The sequence below is a fragment of the Enhygromyxa salina genome (assembly GCF_002994615.1).
Classification (GTDB): Bacteria; Myxococcota_A; Polyangia; order Nannocystales; family Nannocystaceae; genus Plesiocystis; species Plesiocystis salina_A.
On record NZ_PVNK01000166.1, the window covers coordinates 89,232 to 103,912 of the forward strand.

General features: G+C 67.4%; 14 protein-coding genes. 7 read left to right on the top strand and 7 right to left on the bottom strand.

Annotated features, from left to right (window positions below; genetic code table 11):
• The first annotated feature begins 9 nt into the window (after positions 1 to 9).
• A complete protein-coding gene (locus tag ENSA5_RS18910; RefSeq protein WP_106393078.1) occupies positions 10 to 1,710 on the top strand; it encodes a tetratricopeptide repeat protein in 1,701 nt (566 codons plus the stop codon).
• Positions 1,711 to 1,723: 13 nt separating this feature from the next.
• On the opposite strand, the gene ENSA5_RS18915 is transcribed toward ENSA5_RS18910, so the two are convergent.
• Complete coding sequence (locus ENSA5_RS18915) at positions 1,724 to 2,635, bottom strand: LysR family transcriptional regulator (RefSeq protein ID WP_106393079.1); 912 nt, start codon at positions 2,633 to 2,635, stop codon at positions 1,724 to 1,726.
• 56 nt (positions 2,636 to 2,691) lie between these two features.
• On the opposite strand from ENSA5_RS18915, the gene ENSA5_RS18920 reads away from it, so the two are divergent.
• The 3 genes from ENSA5_RS18920 to ENSA5_RS18930 all read left to right on the top strand — a co-directional run bounded on the left by ENSA5_RS18920 (position 2,692) and on the right by ENSA5_RS18930 (position 5,669).
• Positions 2,692 to 3,570: an alpha/beta fold hydrolase gene (locus tag ENSA5_RS18920; RefSeq protein ID WP_106393080.1), complete on the top strand. Its 879-nt coding sequence runs from the start codon at positions 2,692 to 2,694 to the stop codon at positions 3,568 to 3,570.
• Between the two features lie 183 nt (positions 3,571 to 3,753).
• Positions 3,754 to 5,280, top strand: a complete 1,527-nt coding sequence (locus tag ENSA5_RS18925; RefSeq protein WP_181197914.1) for an FG-GAP repeat domain-containing protein — start codon at positions 3,754 to 3,756, stop codon at positions 5,278 to 5,280.
• 131 nt (positions 5,281 to 5,411) lie between these two features.
• Positions 5,412 to 5,669: a hypothetical protein gene (locus tag ENSA5_RS18930; protein ID WP_106393082.1), complete on the top strand. Its 258-nt coding sequence runs from the start codon at positions 5,412 to 5,414 to the stop codon at positions 5,667 to 5,669.
• A gap of 94 nt (positions 5,670 to 5,763) precedes the next feature.
• Here the strand turns inward: ENSA5_RS18930 and ENSA5_RS18935 are convergent, their stop codons facing one another.
• Together ENSA5_RS18935 and ENSA5_RS37845 are read right to left on the bottom strand one after the other, a co-directional pair.
• A complete protein-coding gene (locus ENSA5_RS18935) occupies positions 5,764 to 6,537 on the bottom strand; it encodes an alpha/beta fold hydrolase (RefSeq protein WP_106393083.1) in 774 nt (257 codons plus the stop codon).
• Between the two features lie 378 nt (positions 6,538 to 6,915).
• Complete coding sequence (locus tag ENSA5_RS37845) at positions 6,916 to 7,080, bottom strand: hypothetical protein (protein WP_181197915.1); 165 nt, start codon at positions 7,078 to 7,080, stop codon at positions 6,916 to 6,918.
• Positions 7,081 to 7,332: 252 nt separating this feature from the next.
• On the opposite strand from ENSA5_RS37845, the gene ENSA5_RS18945 reads away from it, so the two are divergent.
• Positions 7,333 to 8,334, top strand: coding sequence for a S1 family peptidase (locus tag ENSA5_RS18945; protein WP_181197916.1), 1,002 nt, complete (start codon positions 7,333 to 7,335; stop codon positions 8,332 to 8,334).
• Between the two features lie 147 nt (positions 8,335 to 8,481).
• On the opposite strand, the gene ENSA5_RS37850 is transcribed toward ENSA5_RS18945, so the two are convergent.
• On the bottom strand, positions 8,482 to 10,257 hold the full coding sequence (locus ENSA5_RS37850) for an IgGFc-binding protein (protein WP_181197917.1): 1,776 nt from the start codon (positions 10,255 to 10,257) through the stop codon (positions 8,482 to 8,484).
• Positions 10,258 to 10,419: 162 nt separating this feature from the next.
• On the bottom strand, positions 10,420 to 11,670 hold the full coding sequence (locus ENSA5_RS18955) for a hypothetical protein (protein ID WP_106393086.1): 1,251 nt from the start codon (positions 11,668 to 11,670) through the stop codon (positions 10,420 to 10,422).
• A gap of 178 nt (positions 11,671 to 11,848) precedes the next feature.
• Between ENSA5_RS18955 and ENSA5_RS18960 the strand changes: the two genes are divergently transcribed.
• Positions 11,849 to 12,796 carry a hypothetical protein gene (locus ENSA5_RS18960; protein WP_106393087.1) on the top strand — a complete coding sequence of 316 codons (948 nt, stop codon included), beginning with the start codon at positions 11,849 to 11,851 and terminating at the stop codon, positions 12,794 to 12,796.
• 59 nt (positions 12,797 to 12,855) lie between these two features.
• On the opposite strand, the gene ENSA5_RS18965 is transcribed toward ENSA5_RS18960, so the two are convergent.
• Positions 12,856 to 13,212: a hypothetical protein gene (locus ENSA5_RS18965; RefSeq protein ID WP_106393088.1), complete on the bottom strand. Its 357-nt coding sequence runs from the start codon at positions 13,210 to 13,212 to the stop codon at positions 12,856 to 12,858.
• 484 nt (positions 13,213 to 13,696) lie between these two features.
• On the opposite strand from ENSA5_RS18965, the gene ENSA5_RS18970 reads away from it, so the two are divergent.
• Entirely contained in the window at positions 13,697 to 14,338 is a 642-nt protein-coding gene (locus ENSA5_RS18970; protein WP_146155868.1) for a hypothetical protein, read from the top strand.
• Positions 14,339 to 14,353: 15 nt separating this feature from the next.
• Here ENSA5_RS18970 and ENSA5_RS37855 read toward each other — a convergent pair.
• Positions 14,354 to 14,681: hypothetical protein (locus ENSA5_RS37855; RefSeq protein ID WP_181197918.1), on the bottom strand; the 328-nt coding region annotated here is incomplete at its 5' end.

The window sequence follows — 14,681 nt, forward strand, 5'->3', positions numbered from 1 at the left end:
GGACGACCCGTGACCAAGCCAAGCCTCATTCCCACCGTCCTCACCTTGGGCTTGCTGGTCGGCGTCGCGCCGGGCTGCGCGACCGCTCCGAGCGCCCAGAGCAACGGCCCCTGCGACGACTTCGAGCTCGACGTCGATCGGATCTGGGGCTCGAGCACCCGCCGCTCGGTCCGCGACGGCCTGCGCTCGTTCGCGGGCGAGAGCCAGCTCGTCAACGTCGATCGGATCGTGACCAAGATGGACGCGATCACGACCGACTGGGTCATGATGAGCCGGCGCTCGTGCAAGGACACGATCGAGCGCAACACCATGCCCGAAGAGATCTACGTCCGGGTCTCGCTGTGCCTCAACACCGCGCTCGTTCAGCAGCGCACGCTGATCACCGCCCTCGGCGAGATCGACCGGACCAGCTACGAGCACATCGATCGGGCGATGCTCGACATCTCCGAGAACATCGCGACCTGCCAAAACCAGGCCGTGCTCGCCTACTACAGGGCCCCCGAAGAGACCGCCGACGCGGGCGCGGCCGAGACCGCCGACCAAAAGACCGCCGAGGCCAAGACCCTGCTCGCGCTCGGCAAGAGCGAGGCCGCCAGCGGGCTGCTCAACGACGCCGAGATCGCGGCCAAGAAGTCGGGCGACGAGCGCCGGACCCTCGACACCGCGATCGCGGCCTGCAACCACGCCGTGCTCGAGGGCGAGTACGACAAGGCGATCGTCTACGGCAAGCCGGCTCTGACCCAGGCCCAGAAGCTCGGCTACGCGATCGGCGAGGCCGACGCGCTGATCTGCCTCGGGACCGCCGAGCTGCGCCGCGGCGACCACGAGCAGGCCCGGGTCCGGCTCGAGTCGGCGCTCGAGCAGCGCGAGGCCTTCTTTGGCAAGGAGCACCCCCGGGTCGCCGACGCGGCCAACCGCCTCGGCAACCTCGAGGCCGCTGTTGCCAACTACAAGTCCGCCCACGCGCTCTACATGCGCGCGCTCGACATCTGGACCAGGGCCTTCGGGCCCAACGACCCGGTGACCTCGCGGGCCTACCACAACCTCGGCTTCGTCCACATCGGGCTCGACGACATCGAGGGCGCCGTCGCCTGGTACCAAAAGGCGATCGAGGCCGAGACCGGCTCGCTCGGCAAGGATCACCCCGCGACCGCCCTGTCCGAGGCCAACTACGCCAGCGTCCTGCTCCTGCAGGGCAAGGTCGACGACGCCTACGCGCTGCTCAACCACGCCGTCGAGGTTCAAGAGCGGATCCTCGGCCCGGGCCACCCCGAGGTCGCCGTCAGCTACCACGGGATCGGCGAGGTCTGGGCCGCGCGCAAGGGCTACGAGACCGCGCTCGAGTGGTACAACAAGGCGCTGACGCTGAGGAAGCTGGCGTTCGGGGACCACCACCTCGAGACCGCCAAGACCCTCGACGCGATGGCCATCGCCCACTTCAAGCTCAAGAAGTACAAAGAGGCCACGGACCTGGCCGAGCAGGCCCTCGCCGTGCGCGAGGAGCTGCTCGGGCCCGACAACATCGTGACCGCGACGAGCTACTTCAACCTCGGGTTGATCTACGAGAAGCGCAAGAAGTTCAAGGACGCGCTCGGCTACTACGAGAAGTCGCTGGTGGTCGAAGACAAGGTCCGCGGGCCCGGGCACGTGCTGACCAAGCAGACCCGCGCGGCGGTCAACCGGCTCGGGGATCTGGTCCGGGGGCGCTGAGCCTGCTGTGGTCTCACGCCCCTTGGCGGGCGACCTCGATCAATTGCTCGCGCAGCCACGCGTGGCCGGGGTCGCTGCGGTGGAGCTCATGCCACCCGAGGTGGAGGGCGACCGGCTCGAGCTCTAGCGGCGGCTCGAGGATGCGCAGCGGGTGGAGCTCGGCGAACTTCGCGGCGAGCCGCCGCGGCAAGGTTGCGATGCGCTGGGTCCCGACCAAGAGGTAGGGCACGCTCGCAAAGGTCGGGACCTGCACGCTGACCCGCCGACTCAGCCCCTGCTCGGCCAGCTTGTGATCGACCAGGCCCCCGGGTCGCTCGCCGGGCGCGACCAGCACGTGCTCGAGCTTCACGTAGCTCGACAGCGACAGCCGCCGGCGCGGGTGCTCGGACCAGACCACGCAGGTGAAGTCGTCGTCGTGCAGCGGCGTCCAGATCACGCCCGCGGCGCTGCGGCGGGTTCGCGGCGCGACGTAGAGGTCCAGGGTCCCGGACTCGAGCTCGCGCTTGGTCCGGACGGACAGCTGCCGCACGACCACGTCGACCCCCGGCGCGCGCTCGGCCAGCCGCGCCGTCCACGGGCCGAGCAGCGTCAGGTGGCTGTAGTCCAGCGCGGCGATCTGAAACCGCCGCGCGGCGGTGCGCGGATCGAAGTGGGGCCGGGGCTCGAGCACCGCGCCGAGCTCGCCGAGCGCGCGGCGCAGCGGGGTTGCGAGCTCGAGCGCGCGACGGGTCGGACGCATGCCCTGCCCGGTGCGGACCAGCAGCTCGTCGTCGAACAGCTCGCGCAGCTTGCTCAGCGAGCGGCTGACGGCCGACTGACTCAGGCGCAGCCGCCGTGCAGCCGCGCTCACGCTCTCTTCGCTGAGCAACAGATCCAGCGTCACGAGCAGGTTGAGGTCGACCCCACTGAGTTGCGTCTGAGTCATGGTCACTATGATGATAATGCATTAGACGCACGGTGGAGACGCGCCAGACTCCGCCCATGTCCAACCCCATCGCGCTCTTGCGGTCCGCCAACACCGTGCTGTCGCCCGTCGTCCCTCGGGTCTCGGGCGGGATCGCTGCCCGGCTGTTCACGACCCCGCGTCGGCACGACCCGCCCGTGCGCGAGCTGATCGCCGAGCAACAAGGCGAGCGCGAGCGCGTGGACTTCGGGCCCGACGGCGGTGAGCTCTCGGTCCTGCGCTTTGGCCAGGGGCCGCGGGTCCTGGCCATGCATGGGTGGGAAGGGCGCGCGACCCAGTGGGGTCCGCTGGCCGGGCGCCTCGACCGGGCCGGCTTCGAGCTCGTCGCCCTCGATGGCCCCGCCCACGGTCACTCCCCCGGCCGCCGCGCGCACCCGGTCGCGTTCGCCGACGCCCTGCTCGCCGCCGACCGGAAGTTCGGTCCCTTCGCCGCCGTCGTCGGTCACTCGATGGGGGTGCCCTCGGTCGCGATTGCCCTCGCTCGGGGGCTGCGCGCCGAGCAGGCCGTGTTGATCGCCGGGCCCTCGAACGTCGAGGATGTGCTGGCTCGCTTCGCGGCCATGCTCGGGCTCGGGCCCGCGGCCGCGCGCGAGGTCGAGGTCCGCGTCCTGGACATCGTCGGCAGCTCGGCGCGGGAGCTGTCGATCGCCGAGCTCAGCCGCCGCGTCCGCCAGCCGGCGCTGGTGATCCACAGCAAGGACGACCGCGAGGTCCCCTTCGCCGACGCGCTCGACCACGTCGACCACTGGCCCGACGCGCGGCTGCTCGCGGTCGACGGCCTCGGTCACCGCCGGATCATCCGGGACGAGGCGGTGCTCGAGGCGATCGTCGATGTGATCGCGCCCGCTCCAGCGCACGCCGAATCCGACGACGCGGCGGTGGCCGCCATGTCGTAGCTCTGGCAGGGCTGCGAGAGGCGAGCGTTTCGGGTGCCACGACGCCAGCCAGACCGGCGTCTCCCAACTCCGTGGTTGGTTCAATGACGGAGAGTGAGGGCCCTCAGTTGTCCGGAGATGATGGTTTCGGGGACTCGAGTAACCCCCTCGAGTGTGAACACAGCTATTCTTCTTTCCACGATCTTGAGCGCAATTCCGAGCCTGCCGTCGGCCAACGCCGAGGGCCGGATCGACGGCGCTGGTGGTGATCGCTTCGGCTTTGCGATCACCAGCGGAGACCTTGACAGCGACGGCCAGCTCGATCTGGTCGTCACCGCCCCCCACCCCTCGGGCGGCAACCAGGTCTACGTGTTCTCGGGTCCCCTCGACCTCAGCGACGATCTCGCCCTCGACACCAGCATGGCCAGCGTGACGATCTCGGGGCCCTTCAACTCCGAGACCGGCTGGTCCGTGGCCGTCGGCGACATCAACGGCGATGGCAACGACGACCTCGTGGTCGCGTCGCCGAACGAGGCCGTCGGCGCCGGGAACCTGCACATCTTCGAGGGTCCCCTCTCGGGCGGCATCAGCCTCGACACCAGCAACGCCGACCACAGCATCGTCGGCGGGGTCGCCTACGACTACCTCGGCTGGTCCCTGACCCTCGGTGATTTCGACGACGATGGCGTCGTCGAGATCGGCGCCGGAGCTTGTGGGGTGGGCTCGGGCGTCGAGGAGGGCCTCGGCGCCGCCTACATCTTCGATCTTGACGGTCCGACGCTGCCCACGAGCGTCGCCGACGCCACCGCGACCTTCAAGGGTAGCGGTAAAACAGGCTGCGCCCTCGCCAGCGCCGACTTCAACGATGACGGCGCCGATGAGCTCGTGATTGGATCCTACGGCGACTATCTCAACACCGGCCTGGGCTGGGGCGGGAGCGCGGCGATCGTCTACGGTCGCGCGCAGTTCGATTCCGACTACAGCCTCCGCAACAGCGACCTCATCGACCAGGACATCGCCCTGATCCGCAGCGAGCTATCCGGGAGCAACCTCGGCTTCGACCTCGCCAGCGGCGACCTCAACGGAGATGGCCACGCGGACCTCATCCTCGGCGCGCCCTCGAAGAGGTGCTACGGCTGCTCGACCTGGGATCACTTCGGGCGGACCTACGTGGTCCTCGGCGGCCGGGACGTCGGCGGCCCCAACGGCGGCCGGGTGCTCGCGGGTTCGTCCTCGGTCGCCGACGTCTCCGACATCATCTACGAGGACTTCAGCTACGCCGACGAATTCGGCCGCAGCGTGGCCTCGCCCGGCTTCGCCGGGCCGGTGTTCGGCGACACGGGCCGCATGGCCTTTGGCGCCCCGGTCTACGGGCCCCTCGTCATGGTCGGCAGCGGCGCCAACACGGGCTGGGGCCTGGCCTACGACGCTGGCGCGCGCTATCAGATCGGGCCCGACTACGACTGCACGTGGAATCCGGATCTCGGCACGCTGACCTGCGACCTGCCCAAAGAGCCCAACGACCCGCGATCCCTCCGCATCGACGTCGGGGCGTTGGTCTGGGGCGGGCACCGCTTCGAGGGCGGCCCCGGTGAGGTGTTCGGCTTCGAGGTCCACGGCGCTGATTTTGACGCCGACGGCCTCAGCGACCTCGTGTTCGGCGCGAGCCACCAGCTCGACTTCGAGGACCCCGCGGGCGACGGCAAGGTGTTCCTGTTCCAGGGTCGCTGAGCGGGCGCGTAGGCCCCTGTGGGCACGCGCGAGCGTGCCCACAGGCGCGGCCTTCGATCTTGGCGATCCTGGTGCACGAATTGCGGCGGGGTTCGCATGGCCGGCCCCGACCGGGCTGCTAGCGTGGACCTATGTTCACGAAGACGCTCGTATTCGTGCTGCTCGCCGGTTGTGGCGTGCTCTCCAACAACGCGCCCGCGCCCGAAGATCGTGAGCCCCCGGATCAGGGGGAAGAAGACCAGCACTTTTGCTGCTCGTCGATCGACACCCAAAACTGGACCGGTGACGGCTGCGTGGCAATCAACAAGGAAAACATCAACAGCTGCCAGAAGGTGCTCTACTGCCCGGGCAAGTGGGCCAAGGATGACGGCACCGTGACGTGTGCGTGAGTGCGACGCGATTCGAACCCCTCACGCGGCCTCAGAAGACCCCGCCCCCCCAAAAAGCATCCGCGGAGGCACTGCACCGCGGCTCCTCGCTCGTTCACGCCCGCAGCAGCTCGATGAGCTTCGCGGCCGTCGCCTCGGTCGCCTCGATCTGCGGATAGTGCCCCGGCCCCGGCAGGTGCACGAACTCGGCGTTGGCGATCGGCTCGACGACCATCGAGCGCAGGACCTCCGGCGACAAGAAGGGATCGTCGGTGCCGACGACCCAGGTCTTCTTGCACTTGATCTCGCCCAGCCGATCCGCGAACCCGCCGCTCGTCCACGCGTCGAAGCTCTCGGCGATGCAGTTGGGCATCACGGTCGCGGCGGTGGCCAGGATCTTCTGCAGCCCGGCGTCGTCGAGCTGCTTGCAGGCCATGTTGAGGATCGCGGTCTGAGCCTCGACCTTGCCGGCCGAGGTCCGGAACAGCTTGACCAGCTCGTCGGGCAGGGGCACGCCCGCGGCCGGGACCGAGCACAGCAAGACCATGGTCTCGACCCGCTCGCCGAGCTCGATCGCGGCCAGCTGGGCGATCTGTCCGCCCATCGAGTGACCGAGGAGCTTGAAGTTGCGCAGCCCGGCCGCCTCGACCAGCCCGACCAGATCGCTGGCGTAGTTGGCCAGGGTGTAGCCCGTGGGCGGCTGGGCTGACTCGGCGACCCCACGCTGGTCGGGGATGATCAGCTGGAGACCCGCGCTCGTGAGCGCGTCGACGATCGGATCGAAGACCGCGCCTCCGACCATCCATCCGTGGACGAGCACGACCGGCTGGCCCTCACCGAGGACGCGATAGGACAGGTTGAGACCACCGGGGTTCGTGTAGCTCGGCATCGTAGGTGCGGATCGTACGCACGCACGCACGCGGGGGTCAACGTGAATCCTCGACTTCGCGCTCCGCCGCGCGCGGCGGAGCGCGAAGTCGCCCGGCGCCGCGACGAGCTCACTGCGGGTTGATCGTCAGATCGAGCCCGCCAGGATACCAGTAGCTGCCGTAGTTGAGCACGCCGTAGACGCTGATGTCGACCTTGTCGTCGGCGTCGACCTCGTGCCGCTGGCGAAGTGCGAGAGGCTGCGCTGGACCGCCAGGCCGGTCTCGAGTCCGGCGGCGCCGAGCCGCGCGACCAGGCTCGTAATCTCGATCCCGACCCGGGCGAGCGCGACGATCAGCGTCGCCGCCAGGACCATAGTTTGGGTCAGCGCGGCCGGGGATCACACCCCGAGGCGCCAGCTCGAGATCGCCTCGCGGGCGCGGACATCCCAGGGCACGCCCGCGAGCGAGACCCTGCCGACCTCGCCAACCTCGATCCGCGTCTCGCCCTCGTGGGTGCTCGCGCGCGCGGACGCGCTCGCGCTGCAAGCAACTGGCGACATCATGTCGCAACTAAAGTGCAAAAATTCCAAACTATGAATCAGATATTTTTCAGCGTCCCATTGTCCAAAAGGACAGTGTCCCGGCGCCGGCGAGAGTCGTGTAATTGCCACCCTTGATCGTGACGTCGAGCTTTGCGAGAACGATCGCGCCTTCGGTTGGGGAGATGCCCATCGAGGCGGGAAGTCACCATGAATGTCCGACATAACCAAGTGATCCTTTGTGCGAGTCTCGGCGTGAGCATGGGCCTCGGCTGTGTGCCCGGATTCGACGATGCTGGCGACGACGAGTTTCGTGTCATCAATGGCGCCCCCGCGTACAGCAACATCGACAAGTACGCCGCGACCGTTGGGATCCATCAGCGGTCCGGCAACCAGGTCTCGATCAGCCCCTTTTGCACGGGAACCCTGATCAGTCCCGAGGTCGTCATGACCGCCGCCCATTGCTGCGATGAGGCCAATGGCGGGGGCAATTTCAACCCGATGGAGCCGACCGAGGTCTCGGTCTACTTTGGCGACGGCCCCGCCTTCGCGGGCAACGCTGTCAATGGCGAATTTTTCTGGCTGTCCGAGGTCCTGATCCACCCCAGCTACAACCGCTACTCGCTGACCAACGACATCTGCCTGCTGCGCCTGGAGACACCCAATCACAGCGCGCCTACGGTCCCCCACCTGCCCGCATCGATCGGCTTGAGCAACAACGACGCGGGCACCATGCTCGATCATGTGGGCTTTGGCTACGGTGACGTCCAAAAGACCGAATACGGCATCAAGCTCCAGTCCGAGGTCCCGATCGCCGGCCTCGGCTGCGTGGTGCCGGGCTGCTCGAGCGGCGGCTACGACACCCAGTTCTCCTATGAGCAAGACGGAAGCCCCTTCTATGGGCCGTGCAACGGCGACAGCGGCGGGCCTGCGTTCATCTCCCGCAACGGCACGCAATACGTCGCGGGCATCACTTCATATGGTGACGCTCAGTGTTTGTTGTATGGCGTGAGCACCAACGTGTCGGCGTTTCAGGGCTTCATTGACGACTTCATCGGCGAAGGCGAAGGCGAAGGCGAAGGCGAAGGCGAAGGCGAAGGCGAAGGTGGCGGCGGCGGTGGTGCGACCTGTGACAACGGCGTGTGTGAGGCCGGCGAGAGCTGTGACGGACGCGACGGGACCACGCGCTGCAGCGCGGACTGCCCTGGTAAGACCAGCGGCAAGCCGTCCAAGCGCTTTTGTTACGTGGGCGACACCTGTGAAGGGCCTGGCTGCTAACCTCCCGCCCTTCGACGTTCGCAGTACTCGGCCTTCGGCCCCCATAGGGGGCCGTGAGGCCCCAGCGGTCGGCTCAACCTTTCGCAAGACCCCCGGATCGTCATCGACGACGAAGTTCGGCCGGGCTCCTGCGAGGCACTGGGTCGCTCACTGCGGGTTGATCGTGAGGTCGAGCCCGCCAGGATACCAGTAGCTGCCGAAGTTGAGCACGCCGTAGACGCTGATGCCGACCTTGTCGTCGGCGTCGACCTCGTGCGAGCCGTTGCCGTTGTTGTTCAACTGGACGTGCGCGACGGAGTAGCCGGTCGCGCCGATCGCCGACCAGCTGGCGACGTCGACCGCGTCGACGGTGACGTTGGTTCCGGTCGGCGCGATGATGTCGACGAAGTTCGCGTCCCAGGTTGGCTCGGCGTAGAACAGGTAGTTCTGGCGGTACTGGGCGATCGGCACGGCGAGGAGCATGGCCGGATCGCTGGTTCCGAACCCGGCCGACTGCCCGACCATGTACTGGACGGCGAGGATGTCCTTGTCGGCGGTGACCTTGAAGGCCGCGGTCGTCATCGGGATCTCGAGGAAATCGCCGACGTTGGCGAGGACCTGGTCCTGGCCCTGGTCCGGGTCGAAGGTCACCTGAGTGTCAGCCTCGGTCGCGATCACGCGGACGATCGTGGCCTTGGCCTGGTTGGTGTTCGGGACCTGGACGGGCGGCGCGATCATGTACTCGTTGGCCAGGGTCTGGGTCGGGAAGATCGACTCCTCGAGGTGATCGCAGGCGCTGATGTTGAGCGGGACGTTGGAGCACTCGTGGCCGCCGATCACCTGGATCGGCTTGTCGGCGGTGATCAGGGTCCCGGTCAGATCCCCGCCGGAGCTGAGGACCTGAAGCACGTCGGAGTTGTCGAGCATGACCTGGCCAGTGCCGTCGGCCGCGACGCCGCCGCCGGCCTGGACCTGACCGCCGGTCGCCGAGGGCGTGAGCGTGACGGTCGTCTGGTCCTCGCTGGCGACGATCGAGTACATGCTCGGATAGTTGAACGAGCCGGCCCAGTGCCTCCACGCGGCGACGACGACCTCGGGGCCCCAGGCGTTGACCGGGAGCAGGATCGAGGCGTCGTTGGTCACCGTCGCGCCGATCGGGTTGTATTGATAGACGACCACGGGCCGGTCGCTGCGCAGGCGGTAGGCGCCGTCGGCGAGGAAGGTCGAGGGCCCCGAGCCGTTGGTCAACTCGTTGACCCACGGCAGCGCGATCACGTCGACGTTGCCGGGCGCGACCACGACGTTGGTGACCGGGTTATCGCCGCGCGTGACCGTGATGTTCGCTTCTTCGAGCCCGGCGTTGGCGACGGTGACCGCGAACTGGTGCGGGGCCTGGTCGTAGCTGTCTTGCTGGTTGGTGACCACCGGGTAGTAGTCGCAGCCGATGTAGCTCAGGCCGATCGCGTCGGCCGAGCACGGGCCCTCGCAGGCGCCCAGATCGGGGTTGCAGACCAGGCCGAGGACCTCGTCGCACAGCTCCTCGGGCTCCCAGGCGGTGCCGTCTTCGTTGCAGGTCTCGGCGATGTCGCCGTTGCACTGCTGCTCGCCGGGGCAGCACTCGGGGCCGCAGGGATCGCCGTCGCCGTCGCCGTCGCCGTCGCCGTCGCCGTCGCCGTCCCCGTCGCCGTCGCCGTCGCCATCGCCATCGCCATCGCCCGGATCGCCGTCACCGTCGCCATCGCCATCGCCCGGATCCCCATCGCCATCCCCCTCGGCGGTGCCGCTCTCGCCGTCGCCGTCGCCGTCGCCGTCGCCGTCGCCGTCGCCCGCGGTCTCGCTCATCAACCCGGTCGTGTCGTCGGTGACGCCGTCATCGGAGCAGGCGGGCGAGAGCAGCAAGAGCCCGAGGGCAGACAGGGTCGGCGCAGTCCAGCGAGTCGTCATGGCGAGCATCATAGCTCTCCAGCACGCTTCGCTACCAACCCGGCCTGGGGACCGGGCTGAAGTCCATCGCGCGGACGGCGGACGGGATCCTCGCGGGTTGTGCGGGCGCTCAGCGAAGGCCGCGGACCTGCGGCAGCAGCGTGAACAGGCTCGGGACCACGTCTATTGGATCGGCACCAGGGCGCTCGGCTCCGTGTTGAGGACCGCGATGTACTCGCCGACCTCGAAGGGTGCATTCAAGAACGCGAACGAACCGTCGAGGCTCCGGGTGGCGGTGGCCGGAGCGCTGTTCGAGTACTCGGCGCGCGTGGGCAGGCCGGCAAAGAGTGGCTCGCCGTCGACGCTGACGATCGACGACACGGTGAAGCGCAAGGTGCCGGGCGCGAAGATCACCGCGTCGCCCTCGAGGGTCCCGCTGGCCGGACCCGCGAGCGAGACTTGAACGTCTCGCAGGTCGAAGGAGCCGGCGCGGGTGTCGGTGACCGTCGCGTCGAAGCTCGTGAGGGTGAAGTCGATCGAGAGATCGCGGTTGAGGACCTCGTGGATTTCGAAGGTCGCGTGTTCGATCGTCGCAGAAGTGTCGACGCCAGGGCCAAAGACGGAGACCGCGCCGCCGTTGACGGACCCTCCGCTTTGCTGCTCCTGCATCGCGTCAGGGATGTTAGTGGGCTCGGTGCACACGCCGAACTCGGAGTCGATGACAAAGGGCTCATCGGGGTCGAGGTTGCAGCCCAGGAAGATCGTGGCGTCCTTGATGTGGCCGAAGGCGGCGGGGCTCGTCACCCCGGAGCCGAGGCCGATCGAGACGACCTCACCTGGAACGAGGGCGACTTTTTGCGCGCAGTGCTGCAGCGAGGCGGGCGCATCGAGGAAATCTGCGTAGGCGTAGAGATCGGCTTTGGAGGTGTCGACCACGTTTTTGGGGACACCCTTGATTGGCTCGAGTGCGTCAGCGGTCGCTCGGATCGCAGCGATCGCGGTCTTGCAGGCCGCGTAGCCGCAGTCGAGGACGCAGACGCCGCCGATGTTGTCCTCGGCCGCGTCCTCTCCGCAACAGCCGCGCGGGCGGGGAAGGTCGAAGGGAACGAGCTCGAGAGGTACTGGGGCGCAGTCCTCCGGCGTCGGGTTGTCGGGGGCGACTCCGTCGGCGTAGGCGAGGCAGTTGGTCATCGGGTTGAGCTTGCCGGCGCCGTAGACGTCGGTGACGAGCCAGCCCTCGCCCTCGCCCTGGCACGTGAACGAGGCGCCCAACTCGACCTCATCGTAGGGCAGGCAGCCATCGTAGAGCTCCTTGCCCGTTTCAGCTTCCGCAAGACCCCCGTCGCCCTCGAGCGTTGGCCCCGAGTCGGCGCAGGCGACGAGCAAGAGGGACAGGCTGGCGGCGAACAGAACGTGATGTACGTTGGTGTGCATGCCAGCACCGCAGTGCAGTGGGCGTGCCAACGTCCTCGCCATCTCGCTCCTGTCGGCGACCCTTTGCGGGTGCGTGGAAGAGGATGCGCCTCGACCGGCGCGGTGCAGTGATCATGAAGCGCTCACGGATTTGCCCGATATGGCGTTGAGCTCTTCAACGCAACATATCGATTTCCATGTGGACGACAGCACGTTCTTGTGCGCGGGCTCCGTGATCGATCAGGAGCGCTTCGTTCATTACGTGGCCGAGGAGTTGGATGTCGAGCTCGGTCGACGTATCCCGGTGTATGTGTTCGGCAACGTCGAGGGCTATTGCCCCGAGACCGCAGCCGCGTGTGTGACTCGCGATGGCGTCGTGTTCACCTCGCCTCGGGCGGCCGCTCACGAGCTCGCTCATGCGGTCAGCTGCGAGTGGCGCAGCGGCAGCGCGCCGGCCTTCTCCGAGGGTCTCGCGGTCAGCTTCGAGCTCGAACCTTCGGAGTCCTTGAGAGACCCACGAGAGTTCGTCACCGCGGGCGTGGCGGCAGATGTCGACTACCCAGGTGCGGGGCACTTTGTCCGCTGGCTCATCGAATTCCACGGGTTGGCCGCGTTTCGCGAGCTCTTCCTGACCAGCCCACGGGGAGGAGGTGGGGGCGTGCTCGACGTGCTCGAGGCCGTCTACGGCCAGGACGCCGAGTCCTTGTTCGCCGAGTACGAGGCCTCGGCGCCGCACCTGTGGGTCCCCCATCGACAGTGTGCAGATCTCGAGCTGCTCGAGCCCAGCGCGGGTACTTGGCAGTTCGACGCGACCTTCGACTGCGAGGACCCGTCGACGCTTGGGCCGTGGGTTCGGGACTTTTTCTCCTACGCCGACTCGATGTACCAGAGCTTTCTGATCGAGATCGACACGCCGGGCACCTACACCTTCGAGCGCGGGATGGATACCGAGCTATGGGTCGAGCGCTGCCTCGACGAGACGGGGCTGAGCGAGGCCGAAGCCGACTCGCTGTGGAGGAAGGAGCCAGTGTCTCCCATCCCCGGAGTGATGGACATCGACCTGGACCCGGGGACCTACCGCGTCGACGTCTTGCGCAAGTACGGACCACCCCATCAGGTCACGCTGCAGATCAGGCAAAAGCCGTGAGCCAGCTCGAAGCCCTCAACTGACGAATGGTTCGTCACCACTGACGAGAAACTCGGCAGTCATCGCGTTTTTTTGCGCGCAGTACTGCAGTGAGGCGGGCGCATCGCGGCGCAGTCCTCCGGCGTCGGGTTGTCGGGGGCGACTCCGTCGGCGTAGGCGAGGCAGTTGGTCATCGGGTTGAGCTTGCCGGCGCCGTAGACGTCGGTGACGAGCCAGCCCTCGCCCTCGCCCTGGCACGTGAACGAGGCGCCCAACTCGACCTCATCGTAGGGCAGGCAGCCATCGTAGAGCTCCTTGCCCGTTTCAGCTTCCGCAAGACCCCCGTCGCCCTCGAGCGTTGGCGCCGAGTCGGCGCAGGCGACGAGCAAGAGGGACAGGCTGGCAGCGAACAGAACGTGATGTACGTTGGTGTTCATGCCGGGGACGCAGTGCAGTCGACGTGCCAACGCTCTGGTCGTCATCCTCGCCTCGACGACCCTCGGTGGGTGCGCCGAGGACGAGCAGCCCCAACCAGCGCGGTGCGTGGATCACCAGCCTCGGACGGAGCTACCTGAGATTCCTTGGAGTTCTTCGACGGAACATCTCGATTTTCACATTGGTGAAGATGTATTTCTCTGCGCGGGCTCCGCTGTCGACGCCGAGCGTTTCTATCAATACATCGCAATGGCACTGGATATTGAGCTCACGCAACGGGTTCCAGTCTATCTCGTGGCAGATGTCGATGGCTACTGCCCGGAGGGCGCGGCAGGCTGCCGAGCCAGAGATGGTACCGTTTTCACCTCACCTCGCCTGGCCGCTCACGAGCTCGCTCATGCGGTCAGCTGCGAGTGGCGCAGCGGCAGCGCGCCGGCCTTCTCCGAGGGGCTCGCGGTCAGCTTCGAGCTCGAACCTTCGGAGTCCTTGAGAGACCCACGAGAGTTCGTCACCGCGGGCGTGGCGGCAGATGTCGACTACCCAGGTGCGGGGCACTTTGTCCGCTGGCTCATCGAATTCCACGGGTTGGCCGCGTTTCGCGAGCTCTTCCTGACCAGCCCACGGGGAGGAGGTGGGGGCGTGCTCGACGTGCTCGAGGCCGTCTACGGCCAGGACGCCGAGTCCTTGTTCGCCGAGTACGAGGCCTCGGCGCCGCACCTGTGGGTCCCCCATCGACAGTGTGCAGATCTCGAGCTGCTCGAGCCCAGCGCGGGTACTTGGCAGTTCGAGGCGACCTTCGACTGCGAGGATCCGTCGACGCTTGGGCCGTGGGTTCGGGACTTCTTCTCCTACGCCGATTCGATGTACCAGAGCTTTCTGATCGAGATCGACACGCCGGGCACCTACACCTTCGAGCGCGGGATGGATACCGAGCTATGGGTCGAGCGCTGCCTCGACGAGACGGGGCTGAGCGAGGCCGAAGCCGACTCGCTGTGGAGGAAGGAGCCAGTGTCTCCCATCCCCGGAGTGATGGACATCGACCTGGACCCGGGGACCTACCGCGTCGACGTCTTGCGCAAGTACGGACCACCCCATGCAGTCACGCTGCAGATCACGCAAAAGCCGTGAGCCGGCTCGAAGCCCTCAACTGACGAATGGTTCGTCACCACTGACGAGAAACTCGGCAGTCATCGCGTTTTTTTTGCGCGCAGTACTGCAGTGAGGCGGGCGCATCGGGGTGCAGTCCTCCGGCGTCGGGTTGTCGGGGGCGACTCCGTCGGCGTAGGCGAGGCAGTTGGTCATCGGGTTGAGCTTGCCGGCGCCGTAGACGTCGGTGACGAGCCAGCCCTCGCCCTCGCCCTGGCACGTGAACGAGGCGCCCAACTCGACCTCATCGTAGGGCAGGCAGCCATCGTAGAGCTCCTTGCCCGTTTCAGCTTCCGCAAGACCCCCGTCGCCCTCGAGCGTTGGC

Coding starts and splice junctions, on each gene's coding strand:
- ENSA5_RS37850 (WP_181197917.1), bottom strand. CDS start 10,257: ATGACGACTCGCTGGACTGCGCCGACCCTGTCTGCCCTCGGGCTCTTG.
- ENSA5_RS18930 (WP_106393082.1), top strand. CDS start 5,412: ATGTTCACGAAGACGCTCGTATTCGTGCTGCTCGCCGGTTGTGGCGTG.
- ENSA5_RS18935 (WP_106393083.1), bottom strand. CDS start 6,537: ATGCCGAGCTACACGAACCCCGGTGGTCTCAACCTGTCCTATCGCGTC.
- ENSA5_RS37845 (WP_181197915.1), bottom strand. CDS start 7,080: ATGATGTCGCCAGTTGCTTGCAGCGCGAGCGCGTCCGCGCGCGCGAGC.
- ENSA5_RS18920 (WP_106393080.1), top strand. CDS start 2,692: ATGTCCAACCCCATCGCGCTCTTGCGGTCCGCCAACACCGTGCTGTCG.
- ENSA5_RS18915 (WP_106393079.1), bottom strand. CDS start 2,635: ATGACTCAGACGCAACTCAGTGGGGTCGACCTCAACCTGCTCGTGACG.
- ENSA5_RS18965 (WP_106393088.1), bottom strand. CDS start 13,212: ATGAACACCAACGTACATCACGTTCTGTTCGCTGCCAGCCTGTCCCTC.
- ENSA5_RS18955 (WP_106393086.1), bottom strand. CDS start 11,670: ATGCACACCAACGTACATCACGTTCTGTTCGCCGCCAGCCTGTCCCTC.